Origin of the sequence: Streptomyces sp. NK15101, assembly GCF_020400725.1 — a bacterium.
Classification (GTDB): Bacteria; Actinomycetota; Actinomycetes; order Streptomycetales; family Streptomycetaceae; genus Streptomyces.
In genome coordinates, this window is record NZ_JAINVG010000061.1 from 1 (window position 1) to 12803 (window position 12803).

Here is a 12803-nt window from a genome sequence, read left to right on the forward strand (position 1 = left end):
GCCACCACCCTGGGCCGGGCCGGCGGCGACGGCGACGGCCGCGGCAGCCTTGACGTCGAACTTCTCCTCGAAGGCCGTCACGAACTCGGAGAGCTCGATGAGGGTCATCTCCTCGAACTGGGCGAGGAGGTCTTCCTGAGAGAGCTTCGCCATGATGGGCGATCCTTCCACTAATTCGGCAGGTGCCGATGTGTCTAAAGAGGCGGGCGTATCGGCCCGCTACGACCCGCGCACTAGGCGGCGCGGATCAATGCGCGAGCCGAATTACTCGGCACCGCCCTGCTCGGCCTGCTTGGCGCGAAGCGCGTCCACGGTGCGGACGAGCTTCGTCGGCAGCGCCTGGAAGAGCTGAGCAGCCTGAGTCTGCTTGCCCTTGAAGGCACCGGCCAGCTTGCTGAGCAGAACCTCGCGGGACTCGAGGTCCGCAAGCTTCTTGATGTCGTCGGCGGAGAGAGCCTTACCGTCAAGGACACCGGCCTTGATGATGAGGTTCGGGTTCTCCTTGGCGAAGTCACGCAGGGCCTTCGCCGACTCCACCGGGTCACCGGTGACGAAGGCGACCGCGGTCGGACCAGCGAAGTGCTCGTCCAGTGCGGTGATCCCGGCCTCGTTGGCCGCAATCTTGGTCAGCGTGTTCTTCACCACGGCGTACTGGGCGTTCTCACCGAGAGAGCGACGCAGCGTCTTGAGCTGCGCGACGGTGAGACCCCGGTACTCGGTCAGCACGGCGGCGTTGGAGCTCTGGAACGCGTCCTTGAGCTCGGCCACCGATGCAGCCTTGTTGGGCGTCGGCATAGTGCGTCAGCCTCCTTCCGGGTGATGAGGACCGCTCAGAAGGAGGCTGAACAAAACAAAACGCCCCGGCGCAGGCGCACGGGGCTGAGCTCGACCGAACCGTAAAGGTCCGGGAACTTTCCACAGTCACCTGCGCGGGTCGTCCGTCGTCAGCGGATCCTTCGGCCACCGCACCCGGTGAGGGCACAGCAACGACCAGCGGTCTTTGGCTTCTGTGGAAGCGTACGTGATGGCTCGCGCCAGGTGCAAATCAGGCCTGACCGAGGCGCTTCAGGAGGTCCGGGAAGCCGACGGTGTCCTCGGCGGGCGGCGCCTGGGCCGCGGCCTTGGCGCCGTAGCCGGAGTACTTCGTGGTGAGCGACGTCGAGACCCCGCCGGCCTCCGCGTGGACGACGGTCTGCAGCGGATAGCCGTCCGCGCCGATCCAGACCTGCACGAACTTGCCGTCGGGGAGCTCGCCCTCGTACCCCTGCGCACCCTTGAAGCCGCCGCGCGTCCCGGGGCCGAGGTGCTTGACCGCCGACGACCCGGCGAGGAGGCCCAGCTCCTTGGGCAGGTCCGTGTTCACGGCGGCCAGGCCGCCGGTCAGCTGGAGCGACAGCTCGTCCCCGGCGGCGCCCTCGGCGTCCACCTTCAGCCAGCGCTTGCCGCCCGTCTGCGCGACCAGGTCCGCGCCCAGGTCCACGTAGGTGGCCCCGCCGACCGTGAGCACGCGCGTCTCCACGGGGGCGCCGGGGATGTCGGCCAGATACGACGAGTCGTAGATCTTCAGGTCGGCCGCCTGCGGGCCCCACGACTGGACGCCGGTGAACGTGCTGCCGCCGGGCGCCTTCTCGCTGTCCACGTTGAGGCGCATCTCGACCTCGGCGCTCTTCGCCGCCGAGACCTTGGCGTATGCCGCCCGGACGGCCTTCGCGGCCGCCTCCGGGCTCTGCGTGGCCTGCGCGCCCGGCTGCGCCGTGGCGGAGGCGGCGGCGCCCTTCTCCGTACCGCCGTCGCCTTCCTGACACCCCGCGAGCCCCGTCACGACGGCCACGGCCGCCAGGACGACGGCGGCGCGCTTCCACGCGGACCTGCTCATGCTGCTCCCCACCCCTTGATCACACTCGTACGTCCCCGGACCGTAACAAGAAGCCGGCCCCGCACCTCCGGAGAGGTGCGGGGCCGGCTGACCACTCAGCGAACCGGTGAGGTTCAGACCGCGGCCGGGTCCTCCTCGACGAGGAGGTTGCGGGTGCGGTTGGCGTCCAGCGGGATGCCGGGGCCCATCGTCGTGGTGATGGTCGCCTTCTTGATGTAGCGACCCTTCGCGGCGGACGGCTTCAGACGGAGGATCTCCTCCAGGGCCGCGGCGTAGTTCTCGACCAGCTTCGTCTCGTCGAAGGAGACCTTGCCGATGATGAAGTGCAGGTTCGAGTGCTTGTCGACGCGGAACTCGATCTTGCCGCCCTTGATGTCGTTGACAGCCTTCGCGACATCGGGGGTGACGGTGCCGACCTTGGGGTTCGGCATGAGACCACGCGGGCCGAGGACGCGGCCGAGGCGGCCGACCTTGCCCATGAGGTCCGGGGTGGCCACCACGGCGTCGAACTCGTTCAGGCGGTTGCCCTTGGAGATCTCGTCGATGAGCTCGTCGGAGCCGACGATGTCGGCGCCCGCGGCGATCGCGGCCTCGGCACGGTCACCGGTCGCGAAGACCAGGACCCGGGCGGTCTTACCGGTGCCGTGCGGAAGGTTCACGGTGCCACGGACCATCTGGTCGGCCTTGCGCGGGTCGACGCCCAGGCGGAAGGCGACCTCGACGGTGCCGTCGAACTTCGTGGTGGCGGTCTCCTTGGCGAGACGGACGGCCTCGAGGGGGGCGTAGTTCCGCTCGCGGTCGACCTTGGCGTCCGCGGAGCGGAGAGCCTTGCTGCGCTTCACTGCTTCTCCTGTGCAGTTACACCATGCGGCTGTCGCCGCGTGGCAGGTATGGAGTCGTGGTGCGGGCCGCGCCGGCCCTACCACAGAGGTCAAACGGGGGTGATCAGCCCTCGACCGTGATGCCCATGGAGCGGGCGGTGCCAGCGATGATCTTGGACGCGGCGTCCAGGTCGTTGGCGTTGAGGTCGGGGAGCTTGACCGTGGCGATCTCGCGGACCTGGGCGGCCGTGAGCTTGGCGACCTTGGTCTTGTGCGGCTCGCCGGAGCCCTTCTCCACACCCGCGGCCTTGAGGATCAGCTTGGCGGCCGGCGGAGTCTTGGTGATGAAGGTGAAGGTGCGGTCCTCGTAGACCGTGATCTCCACCGGCACGACCATGCCACGCTGCGACTCGGTCGCGGCGTTGTAGGCCTTGCAGAACTCCATGATGTTGACGCCGTGCTGACCCAGCGCGGGGCCGACCGGCGGGGCCGGGTTGGCCGCACCGGCGTTGATCTGGAGCTTGATAAGCCCCGTGACCTTCTTCTTCTTGGGAGGCATTGCTCTCTCCGGGTCCTAGTGAGAGTGTTCAGCCCGCCATCCGGTCATCCGGATGCAGGCATACCGCACAACGATAACGGGTATAGCGGCGCGGCTAAAAACCGAGCAGGTCAGAACGGCTACGGGAGCCGTTCTGACCTGCTCGGAAGACGGTGAGATCAGTTCTTCTGGATCTGGTCGAAGCTGAGCTCGACCGGGGTCTCGCGACCGAAGATCTCGACGAGGCCCTTGACCTTCTTCGAGTCCGGGTTGATCTCGTTGATCGTGGCCTGGAGGGTCGCGAACGGGCCGTCGGTGACGGTGACCGAGTCGCCGACCTCGAAGTCCAGGACCTGGACCTCCAGCTTGCGGGCCGGAGCCGGCTTGCCCTCGGCCTCGGCGGCCTCGCGGGCGGCCTTCTCCTCGGCCTCCGGGGCGAGCATCTTGACGATCTCGTCCAGGGTCAGCGGGTACGGGTCGTAGGCGTTGCCCACGAAGCCGGTGACGCCGGGGGTGTTGCGGACGACGCCCCAGGACTCGTTCGTCAGGTCCATGCGGACGAGGACGTAGCCGGGAAGCTTGTTCTGCTTGACGTTCTTCCGCTCGCCGCCCTTGATCTGGACGATCTCTTCCTCGGGGACCTCGGCCTGGTAGATGAAGTCCTCGACGTTGAGCGAGACGGCACGCTGCTCGAGGTTGGCCTTCACGCGCTTCTCGTAGCCCGCGTAGGTGTGGATGACGTACCACTCGCCGGGGAGGGTGCGGAGCTCCTCGCGGAGCGCGGCGACCGGGTCGACCGGGGCGGCCGGCTCGGCCTCCTCCTCGGTCTCTTCCTCGGCGTCCTCGACCTCGGCCTCGACGGCGTCGTCCTCGTCAGCCTCGTCCTCGTCGATCTCGTCGGCCTCGACGTCCTCGTCCGCAGCGTCCTCAGCAGCGTCGACCTCGACGTCCTCGACGTCCTCGTCGGCGGCCTCGACGATGTCCAGCTCGTCCTCGACGGACTCGGACTCGAAGGCGTCGTTCAGGTTCGCGTCAGACACGGTGGCTGCTTCTTCCTGCGATACAGATGGGTGGAACAAAAAGTCAGCCGAAGACGTACTTGACTGCTTCCTGGAAGCCATAGTCAATCACGGTGACAAGGCCGATCATGATGACGACGAAGACAATCACCACGGTGGTGTACGTCGTCAGCTGGCTGCGCGTGGGCCAGACGACCTTGCGGAGCTCGGCGATGATCTGGCGGTAGAAGAGCGCGAGACGGCCCAGGGGGCCCTTCTTTCCGCGCTTCCCGCCCTTGCGGGACTTCTTCTTCGACTCTGCGGTCTCTTCGGCATCAGGCATGTCGATGGAGCCTACGGCGTCCGTCACGATCTCTCACCTGATTCCGGGTCGGCCGTGCCGCGCCCGGGTGGAGCCGCACGGCGGTGCAATGAAGTACGTACATGCGCACAACACCTGGCGGTGTGTGTAGCAGGGCCGGAGGGACTTGAACCCCCAACCGCCGGTTTTGGAGACCGGTGCTCTACCAATTGAGCTACGACCCTTTGTCGGTGCCCCCAACGTACCGCATCGTGAGATGTGGTCGTGCGGGCCAACGAGGAGTGAGCATACGTGGTCATGGGCCCTCACGTCGAACAGAAAGCGCGCCGACCTGCCGCCGGACGCGCGTACGACCGGGAATGACCGTTCCTGTCCGGTCCGTGAAACCTGTGTGCCGGGCCTCGACGCGGTCTGGGACGATGGCCCGTATGAGCGCTGCTACCCCTCCCACCGAGCGTCGGGTCTCCGCCCGGATCGGTGCGATCTCCGAGTCCGCCACCCTCGCCGTCGACGCCAAGGCCAAGGCCCTCAAGGCCGCCGGTCGCCCGGTGATCGGTTTCGGCGCGGGTGAGCCCGACTTCCCGACCCCGGACTACATCGTCGAGGCGGCCGTCGAGGCCTGCAAGAACCCCAAGTACCACCGCTACACGCCGGCCGGCGGCCTGCCCGAGCTGAAGGCCGCGATCGCCGCCAAGACGCTGCGCGACTCCGGCTACGAGGTCGAGGCCTCCCAGGTCCTGGTGACCAACGGCGGCAAGCAGGCGATCTACGAGGCCTTCGCCGCGATCCTCGACCCGGGCGACGAGGTCATCGTCCCGGCGCCGTACTGGACGACGTACCCCGAGTCGATCCGTCTCGCGGGCGGTGTCCCGGTGGAGGTCGTGGCCGACGAGACCACCGGCTACCGGGTCTCGGTGGAGCAGCTGGAGGCGGCGCGCACGGAGAAGACCAAGGTCGTCCTCTTCGTCTCCCCCTCGAACCCGACCGGCGCGGTCTACAGCGAGGCGGACGCCGAGGCGATCGGCCGCTGGGCCGTCGAGCACGGCCTGTGGGTCCTGACGGACGAGATCTACGAGCACCTGGTCTACGGCGACGCGAAGTTCACCTCGCTGCCGGCGATCGTGCCCGAGCTGCGCGACAAGTGCATCGTGGTGAACGGCGTGGCGAAGACGTACGCGATGACGGGCTGGCGCGTCGGGTGGATCGTCGGCCCGAAGGACGTCGTGAAGGCCGCGACGAACCTGCAGTCGCACGCCACGTCCAACGTGAGCAACGTCGCGCAGGTGGCCGCGCTCGCCGCCGTCTCCGGCAACCTGGACGCGGTCGCCGAGATGCGCACCGCCTTCGACCGCCGCCGCCAGACGATCGTGCGGATGCTGAACGAGATCGAGGGCGTGTACTGCCCGACGCCGGAGGGAGCGTTCTACGCGTACCCGTCGGTGAAGGGGCTGATCGGCAAGGAGATCCGCGGCAAGCGCCCGCAGTCCTCGGTCGAGCTGGCCGCCCTGATCCTGGACGAGGCCGAGGTCGCGGTCGTCCCGGGCGAGGCCTTCGGCACGCCGGGCTACCTGCGCCTGTCGTACGCGCTGGGCGACGAGGACCTGGTGGAGGGCGTGTCCCGGATCCAGAAGCTCCTCGCCGAGGCGCGCGACTGACCTCTCGAGGTGCGGGCCCCCGGTTCTCCGGAACCGGGGGCCCGTTTTTGCGTTCTAGCGGGATCCCGATCGGGGAAACGGACTGTATTCGTCCATTCGGGTGCGGCAGTATCGGCCAATGGAGCATGTACGCGATCTCACCCTGTTGCCCAAGGCCCATCTGCACCTGCACTTCACCGGTTCGATGCGGCCCACGACGCTCATCGAGCTGGCCGACAAGTACGGCGTGCACCTCCCGGAGGCGCTGAGCAGCGGTACGCCTCCCAAGCTGCGGGCGACCGACGAACGCGGCTGGTTCCGCTTCCAGCGGCTCTACGACATCGCCCGCTCCTGCCTGCGCGCGCCGGAGGACATCCAGCGGCTGGTGCGCGAGGCGGCCCAGGAGGACGTGCGGGACGGCTCCGGCTGGCTGGAGATCCAGGTCGACCCCACCTCGTACGCCCCGCACCTGGGCGGTCTGATCCCGGCCCTGGAGATCATCCTGGACGCGGTCGACGCGGCCTCCCGGGAGACCGGGCTCGGGATGCGGGTGCTCGTCGCGGCGAACCGGATGAAGCACCCGCTGGAGGCGCGGACCCTGGCCCGGCTCGCGGTGCGGTTCGCGGACCGGGGCGTGGTCGGTTTCGGGCTCTCCAACGACGAGCGGCGGGGCATGGCCCGGGACTTCGACCGGGCCTTCGCGATCGCGCGGGACGGCGGCCTCCTCGCGGCCCCGCACGGCGGCGAGCTGACGGGCCCCTCGTCCGTACGGGACTGCCTGGACGATCTGCGGGCGGCGCGGGTCGGCCACGGGGTGCGGGCGGCGGAGGACCCGAGGCTGCTGCGGAGGCTCGCCGAGAAGGGCGTGACCTGCGAGGTCTGCCCGGCGTCGAACGTGGCTCTCGGGGTGTACGAGAAGCACGAGGACGTGCCGCTGCGGACCCTCTTCGAGGCCGGCGTGCCGATGGCGCTCGGCGCGGACGACCCGCTGCTCTTCGGCTCGCGGCTCGCGGCGCAGTACGAGATCGCCCGTCGGCACCACGGGTTCACGGACGCGGAGCTGGCGGAGCTGGCCCGGCAGTCGGTGCGGGGCTCGGCGGCGCCCGAGGACGTCCGGGCGAAGCTCCTCGCGGGGATCGACCACTGGCTCGCCGGCTGATCCCCCGGATCAGGGTGCGGGCGAGCGAGCGCGCGAAGTCGTCGAGCGAGTCCGGCGGCCTTCGGCCCGGGCTCGTCTCCCGGGCGAAGGAGCGCTGCGCGCAGGCCCGGGAGGAGGGGCGCGGCGGCCACCGTCGGCGTCGGGGCCGATGCGGCCGTGCCGCTGCTCGGGGCGGTCGCGGGACGGGACTCGGTGCTCTCGGGCCTCGGCGCCCGGACCAGGGCGGACGCGGGCGTGACCGCCCGGCTGACCCGTTCGGTGCCCGCGGCGACGGAGGCCGAGAAGAGGCGCCGGCTCCTGGTGGTCGGCGCGGCCCCGCCGGGCCCGGTCCCGGACTGCCGGGCCCTGGTCGACAAGGCGGTCCTGGCGGTCGTCGACAACGTACTGGAGGACGTCCACGCCGACCTGCGGGCCATGGAGGCGGAGCTCGCCGCGAGCAGCGCCGACCGGACGTCCGTGCGCCCGAGCCGACGGACAGGCGGGGCACCGGCCGGTACCGCAGGGGCGTCGGCGGCACCCCGCCCCGGGGCCGCTCCCTGGCCCGCGCGGACGTGGCGCACGCGATGCCGGTGGTGCCCGACGACCCCGCGACGGTCCGGCGGGGCGTCGGGGTCGCGGCTAGAGCTCCACGCCCACCGTCACCGGCTCGTTGACGAGGGTGATCCCGAAGGCCTCGTGCACCCCGGCGACGACCTCGCGCGCGAGGGCGAGGAGGTCCTCGGTGGTCGCCTCGCCGCGGTTGGTGAGGGCGAGCGTGTGCTTGGTGGAGATCCGGGCGGGGCCGGTGCCGTAGCCCTTGGTGAAGCCGGCCCTGTCGATGAGCCAGGCGGCCGAGGTCTTCACGGCGCCGTCCTCGCCCGCGGGGAAGGCCGGCGGGGTGACGTCCGGCCCGAGCCGTCCGGCCACGCGCGCGAGGAAGGCCTCGTACTCCCCCGCCGTGAGGATCGGGTTGGTGAAGAAGGAGCCCGCGGACCAGGTGTCGTGGTCCTCCGGGTCCAGGACCATGCCCTTGCCGGCGCGGAGCTCGAGGACGGTCTCGCGGGCTGCGGCGAGGGGCACCCGGTCACCGGCCTCGACGCCGAGGGCGCGGGCGGTCTCGGCGTACTTGATCGGCGCCGAGAGCCCGCCGGCGTCCTCCAGCTCGAAGCGGACCCGCAGCACCACGTACCGGTCGGGCTGGTCCTTGAAGAGGCTGTGCCGGTACGAGAAGGCGCACTCGGCGTTGGTGAGGGTGACGGTCTCCTCGGCCCTGCGGTCGTACGCGACGACCTCGGTGACGGTGGCGGAGACGTCCTGTCCGTACGCGCCGACGTTCTGGATGGGGGTCGCGCCGGCCGAGCCGGGGATGCCGGCCAGGCACTCGATCCCGGCGAGCCCGGCCTCGACGGTCCGCGCCACGGCGTCCGTCCAGACCTCGCCGGCGGCGAGCTCCAGGCTCGTGCCGTCCAGGGCGAAGCCGGTGGTGGCGATGCGCAGCGCCGTGCCGTCGAAGCCCTTGTCCCCGATGACCAGGTTGGAGCCGCCGCCGATGATCAGCAGCGGGGTCCCGGCGGCGTCGGCCGCGCGGACCGCCTCGACCACCTCCTCGTCGGTGGTGGCGGTGACGAGCCGGGTGGCGGGCCCGCCGAGCCGGAAGGTGGTCAGGGGCGCGAGGGGGGCGTCTGCGATCTGCTGCACGGGCTCAAGGGTACGGGCCCGTCGCTTCGGCGACGGGCCCGTGACGTTCGTGCGGCGGCTCGTACGGTCAGGCGAGGCGGACCACGGCCCGGCTCATGCCCAGGACCTTCTGCCCGGCGCTCACGGCCGTGATGTCGACCCGCACCCGCCGGTCGTCCAGCTTGGCTGCGACCTTGGCGGAGACCTCGATCAGGGCACCGGTCCCGTCGTTGGGGACGACGACCGGCTTGGTGAAGCGGACGCCGTACTCGACGACGGCGGCGGGGTCGCCGGCCCAGTCGGTGACGACGCGGACCGCCTCGGCCATGGTGAACATGCCGTGGGCGATGACGTCCGGGAGGCCGACCTCGACCGCGAACTTCTCGTTCCAGTGGATCGGGTTGAAGTCCCCGGAGGCGCCGGCGTACTGCACGAGCGTGGCGCGGGTCACGGGGAAGGTCTGCGCGGGCAGCTCGGTGCCGACCTCGACCTCGTCGTAGGCGATCTTCGCGGTCATGGTCAGGCCCCCTCGGGTGCGCGGGAGACGAGCTTGGTCCAGGCGGTGACGACGTGCTCGCCGGAGGCGTCGTGGACCTCGCCGCGGATGTCCAGGATGTCGTTGCCGGCGAGGGACTTGATCGCCTCGATGGTGGAGGTGACCGAGAGCCGGTCCCCGGCGCGCACGGGCCGGGTGTAGGCGAACTTCTGGTCGCCGTGGACGACGCGGCTGTAGTCGAGGCCCAGCTGCGGGTCCTCGATGACGGCGCCGGCCGCCTTGAACGTGATGGCGAACACGAAAGTGGGCGGGGCGATCACATCGGAATGTCCGAGCGCCTTGGCCGCCTCGGTGTCGGTGTACGCGGGATTGGCGTCACCGATCGCCTCGGCGAACTCGCGGATCTTCTCGCGGCCGACCTCGTAGGGAGCGGTGGGCGGATAGGTCCGGCCCACGAAGGACTGGTCGAGCGCCATGGACTCGATACCTCCTGCTGGATCTGTTGCGATAAACGACACGAGGCCGCCCCCTGGTGGGGACGGCCTCGTGTACGAGCCTGATTAGCGCGTCTCGCGGTGCGCGGTGTGCGAGTTGCAGCGAGGGCAGTGCTTCTTCATCTCAAGACGGTCCGGGTTGTTACGCCGGTTCTTCTTGGTGATGTAGTTCCGCTCCTTGCACTCCACGCAGGCCAGCGTGATCTTCGGGCGGACGTCGGTGGCAGCCACGTGAGTGCTCCTTGACGGACGGATAGGATGGATTAACGCATGAAAGAGTAGCCGATCGCAGGACCGACCCCACAATCGGCTACCGTGTGTAGCGGTGACCGGACTTGAACCGGTGACACAGCGATTATGAGCCGCTTGCTCTACCGACTGAGCTACACCGCTTTGATGATCCGGATCCCGCCCGAAGGCGGGATCCCTCTCACCAGAGCCCCAATACGGAATCGAACCGTAGACCTTCTCCTTACCATGGAGACGCTCTACCGACTGAGCTATTGGGGCGAGCGAGGAAGACATTACACGGTCTGCGGCCCATCACCCAAATCCGTTTCCCCGGCCCCTCGCGACAGCCCTCACCAGGCGTCCCGTACGCCACTCGTGGCCTCATCGGTACGACTATTGCGCTCCTCCTCGAAGGTCGCTCCGAGCGCCCCTAGGCTCGGCCCCACGCTGCGCGATCTTGATCTTGAGGAGCCTTGAGGAGCCCGATGTCAGCCGACAGCAAGCAGCCCCAGCCGCCCGAGGACGGGGCCGCCACCACCGCCGACTCGACCTCGCTCCTGCTCTCCCGCGCACGGCTCGCCGACGGACGGATCGTGGACGTACGGCTCGTCGGCGGGCGGATCGAGGCCGTCGGCACCGCGGGCAGCCTCACCACCGTGGGCGCCCGCGTCGACCTCAACGGCTACCTCCTGGTGCCCGCCGCCGCCGAACCCCATGCCCACGCCGACACCGCGCTCTCCGCCGACACCCCCGGCCCCGTCTCGTACGCCCCCGAGGAGGTGCAGCGACGGGCCACCGAGGCCGCGCTGCTCCAGCTCGGCCACGGCGCGACGGCGCTCCGCGCGCACGTGCGCATCGGCGACGTCCACGGGCTCTGCCTGCTCGAAGCGGTGCTGCAGGCCCGGCGCTCGCTGCGCGGCCTCGCCGACCTGACGGCCGTCGCCGTGCCCCGGCTGCTCACGGGCGTCGCGGGGGCGGACGGCCTCGCGATGCTGCGGGACGCGGTGAAGATGGGCGCCGGGGTGGTCGGCGGCTGCCCGGACCTCGACCCGGACCCGGCCGGATACGTGGAGGCCGTCCTCGACGTCGCGGCCGAGCACGGCGTCCCGGTCGACCTGCACACCGACGGGGACGACCCGGCCCGGCTCGCCCGGCTCGCGGCGATGGCCGGCGGCCTGCGGCCCGGGGTCACCATCGGACCGTGCGCCGGGCTCGCCCGGCTCCCCTCCGACGCGGCGAGCCGGGCGGCGGACCGGCTGGCGGCTGCCGGGGTGACGGTGGTCTGCCTGCCCCAGGGCGGCTGCGGGGGCACGGAGCTGCGCGGGGCGGCGCCGGTGCGGCTGCTGCGGGCGGCCGGGGTGCGGGTCGCGGCGGGCAGCGGGACGCTGCGGGACGTGGCCAACCCGGTGGGGCGCGGGGACCCGCTGGAGTCGGCCTACCTGCTCGCCTCGCTCGGCGGGCTGCCGCCCGAGGAGGCCTACGGGACGGTGAGCGCGGAGCCGCGGGCGGCGATGGGCCTGCCGGAGGTGCGGGTGGAGGCCGGCTTCCCGGCGGAGCTGCTCGCGGTGCGCGGCGAGCGCATGGCGGGCGTGCTCTCCCTCGCGTACAGCCGGATCGTGGTGCACCGGGGGCGGGTGGTGGCCCGGACGAGCGCGGTGCGGGAGTACTGCGACTCGGCGGCGGCCCTGGACCTGCCGCGTCAGGCGCGCCCGGAGCGGCCGCCCGAGCCGGGAAGCCCTCCGGCCGGACCCGACGTACGGTCGTGAGTATGCGCATCGTCATCGCTGGAGGACACGGACAGATCGCCCTGCGCCTGGAGAGGCTGCTCTCGGCGGCCGGGCACGAGGTCGCGGGGATCATCCGCAGACCGGAGCAGGGCGCCGACCTGCGGGAGGCGGGCGCCGAGCCCGTCGTCCTGGACCTGGAGTCGGCGTCGGTCGAGATGGTCGCCGCGGTGCTGCAGGGCGCCGACGCGGCCGTCTTCGCGGCGGGTGCGGGTCCGGGCAGCGGCGCCGACCGCAAGGACACGGTGGACCGGGCGGCCGCGGTGCTGTTCGCGGACGCGGCGGAACGGGCGGGCGTGCGGCGGTACCTCGTCGTCTCCTCGATGGGCGCGGACGCCTCCCACCCGGGCGACGGGATCTTCGACGCCTACCTCCGCGCGAAGGGCGCCGCCGACGACGACATCCGCTCCCGCACGGCCCTGGACTGGACGATCCTGCGCCCCGGCTCCCTGACGGACGACGCGGGCACGGGCATGGTCCGCCTGGAGGCCCGCACGGGCCGCGGATCGGTCCCCCGGGACGACGTGGCCGCGGTCCTCGCCGAACTCCTCGACACCCCGGCGACCGCCGGCCTGACCCTGGAACTGATCGCCGGCTCGGTCCCGCTCTCGGTCGCGGTGAAGGACGTGGCCGGCAACTGAGCCCGCGGTCCGCCGAGAAACGAGAAAGGTCCCCGGTGCAAGCACCGGGGACCTTCTTCACGTGGCGACGCCAGGATTCGAACCTGGGTAGGCTAAGCCGACGGATTTACAGTCCGCTCCCATTGGCCACTCGGGCACATCGCCATGGGTTCG

The 12803-nt window shown here is 70.8% G+C and carries 13 protein-coding genes, 4 tRNA genes and 2 pseudogenes; 4 read left to right on the top strand and 15 right to left on the bottom strand.

Annotated elements, in window-relative coordinates:
• From K7G60_RS27115 to K7G60_RS27150, 8 genes and pseudogenes are all read right to left on the bottom strand, one after another.
• Window positions 1-153: pseudogene (locus K7G60_RS27115) on the bottom strand (50S ribosomal protein L7/L12); the annotation flags it as partial.
• Between the two features lie 111 nt (window positions 154-264).
• Window positions 265-795 carry a 50S ribosomal protein L10 gene (gene rplJ, locus K7G60_RS27120; protein ID WP_225803578.1) on the bottom strand — a complete coding sequence of 177 codons (531 nt, stop codon included), beginning with the start codon at window positions 793-795 and terminating at the stop codon, window positions 265-267.
• 250 nt (window positions 796-1045) lie between these two features.
• Complete coding sequence (locus K7G60_RS27125; protein ID WP_225803579.1) at window positions 1046-1876, bottom strand: hypothetical protein; 831 nt, start codon at window positions 1874-1876, stop codon at window positions 1046-1048.
• A gap of 113 nt (window positions 1877-1989) precedes the next feature.
• On the bottom strand, window positions 1990-2718 hold the full coding sequence (gene rplA, locus K7G60_RS27130; RefSeq protein ID WP_225803580.1) for a 50S ribosomal protein L1: 729 nt from the start codon (window positions 2716-2718) through the stop codon (window positions 1990-1992).
• Between the two features lie 103 nt (window positions 2719-2821).
• Complete coding sequence (gene rplK, locus K7G60_RS27135; RefSeq protein WP_030687894.1) at window positions 2822-3256, bottom strand: 50S ribosomal protein L11; 435 nt, start codon at window positions 3254-3256, stop codon at window positions 2822-2824.
• A gap of 158 nt (window positions 3257-3414) precedes the next feature.
• On the bottom strand, window positions 3415-4275 hold the full coding sequence (gene nusG / locus K7G60_RS27140) for a transcription termination/antitermination protein NusG (protein WP_225803581.1): 861 nt from the start codon (window positions 4273-4275) through the stop codon (window positions 3415-3417).
• A gap of 43 nt (window positions 4276-4318) precedes the next feature.
• Entirely contained in the window at window positions 4319-4603 is a 285-nt protein-coding gene (secE, locus tag K7G60_RS27145; RefSeq protein ID WP_225803582.1) for a preprotein translocase subunit SecE, read from the bottom strand.
• Window positions 4604-4706: 103 nt separating this feature from the next.
• Window positions 4707-4779: transfer RNA gene (locus tag K7G60_RS27150), tRNA-Trp, on the bottom strand.
• A gap of 204 nt (window positions 4780-4983) precedes the next feature.
• On the opposite strand from K7G60_RS27150, the gene K7G60_RS27155 reads away from it, so the two are divergent.
• Together K7G60_RS27155 and K7G60_RS27160 are read left to right on the top strand one after the other, a co-directional pair.
• On the top strand, window positions 4984-6210 hold the full coding sequence (locus K7G60_RS27155) for a pyridoxal phosphate-dependent aminotransferase (protein ID WP_225803583.1): 1227 nt from the start codon (window positions 4984-4986) through the stop codon (window positions 6208-6210).
• A gap of 118 nt (window positions 6211-6328) precedes the next feature.
• Window positions 6329-7348, top strand: coding sequence for an adenosine deaminase (locus K7G60_RS27160; RefSeq protein ID WP_225803584.1), 1020 nt, complete (start codon window positions 6329-6331; stop codon window positions 7346-7348).
• 618 nt (window positions 7349-7966) lie between these two features.
• Here K7G60_RS27160 and K7G60_RS27170 read toward each other — a convergent pair.
• From K7G60_RS27170 to K7G60_RS27195, 6 genes and pseudogenes are all read right to left on the bottom strand, one after another.
• Window positions 7967-9043, bottom strand: a pseudogene (locus K7G60_RS27170) (UDP-N-acetylmuramate dehydrogenase); the annotation flags it as partial.
• Window positions 9044-9092: 49 nt separating this feature from the next.
• Entirely contained in the window at window positions 9093-9521 is a 429-nt protein-coding gene (locus K7G60_RS27175) for a MaoC family dehydratase (protein ID WP_225803586.1), read from the bottom strand.
• Between the two features lie 2 nt (window positions 9522-9523).
• Window positions 9524-9976, bottom strand: a complete 453-nt coding sequence (locus tag K7G60_RS27180) for a MaoC family dehydratase N-terminal domain-containing protein (RefSeq protein WP_030687915.1) — start codon at window positions 9974-9976, stop codon at window positions 9524-9526.
• Window positions 9977-10060: 84 nt separating this feature from the next.
• Window positions 10061-10225, bottom strand: coding sequence for a 50S ribosomal protein L33 (gene rpmG, locus K7G60_RS27185; protein ID WP_003956487.1), 165 nt, complete (start codon window positions 10223-10225; stop codon window positions 10061-10063).
• An 89-nt stretch (window positions 10226-10314) separates the two neighbouring features.
• A tRNA-Met gene (locus tag K7G60_RS27190) sits at window positions 10315-10387 on the bottom strand.
• Between the two features lie 44 nt (window positions 10388-10431).
• Window positions 10432-10504, bottom strand: a tRNA-Thr gene (locus K7G60_RS27195).
• A gap of 206 nt (window positions 10505-10710) precedes the next feature.
• On the opposite strand from K7G60_RS27195, the gene K7G60_RS27200 reads away from it, so the two are divergent.
• The gene (locus tag K7G60_RS27200; RefSeq protein WP_225803587.1) at window positions 10711-11991 is read left to right on the top strand and encodes an amidohydrolase family protein; all 1281 of its coding nucleotides are present in this window, start codon (window positions 10711-10713) and stop codon (window positions 11989-11991) included.
• 2 nt (window positions 11992-11993) lie between these two features.
• Window positions 11994-12650, top strand: coding sequence for an NAD(P)H-binding protein (locus K7G60_RS27205; RefSeq protein WP_225803588.1), 657 nt, complete (start codon window positions 11994-11996; stop codon window positions 12648-12650).
• Between the two features lie 62 nt (window positions 12651-12712).
• Here K7G60_RS27205 and K7G60_RS27210 read toward each other — a convergent pair.
• Window positions 12713-12794, bottom strand: a tRNA-Tyr gene (locus K7G60_RS27210).
• Between the last annotated feature and the right edge of the window lie 9 nt (window positions 12795-12803).

Coding starts and splice junctions, on each gene's coding strand:
- rplK (WP_030687894.1), bottom strand. CDS start 3,256: ATGCCTCCCAAGAAGAAGAAGGTCACGGGGCTTATCAAGCTCCAGATC.
- rplJ (WP_225803578.1), bottom strand. CDS start 795: ATGCCGACGCCCAACAAGGCTGCATCGGTGGCCGAGCTCAAGGACGCG.
- K7G60_RS27205 (WP_225803588.1), top strand. CDS start 11,994: ATGCGCATCGTCATCGCTGGAGGACACGGACAGATCGCCCTGCGCCTG.
- K7G60_RS27200 (WP_225803587.1), top strand. CDS start 10,711: ATGTCAGCCGACAGCAAGCAGCCCCAGCCGCCCGAGGACGGGGCCGCC.
- K7G60_RS27155 (WP_225803583.1), top strand. CDS start 4,984: ATGAGCGCTGCTACCCCTCCCACCGAGCGTCGGGTCTCCGCCCGGATC.
- K7G60_RS27180 (WP_030687915.1), bottom strand. CDS start 9,976: ATGGCGCTCGACCAGTCCTTCGTGGGCCGGACCTATCCGCCCACCGCT.
- K7G60_RS27160 (WP_225803584.1), top strand. CDS start 6,329: ATGGAGCATGTACGCGATCTCACCCTGTTGCCCAAGGCCCATCTGCAC.
- K7G60_RS27125 (WP_225803579.1), bottom strand. CDS start 1,876: ATGAGCAGGTCCGCGTGGAAGCGCGCCGCCGTCGTCCTGGCGGCCGTG.
- K7G60_RS27175 (WP_225803586.1), bottom strand. CDS start 9,521: ATGACCGCGAAGATCGCCTACGACGAGGTCGAGGTCGGCACCGAGCTG.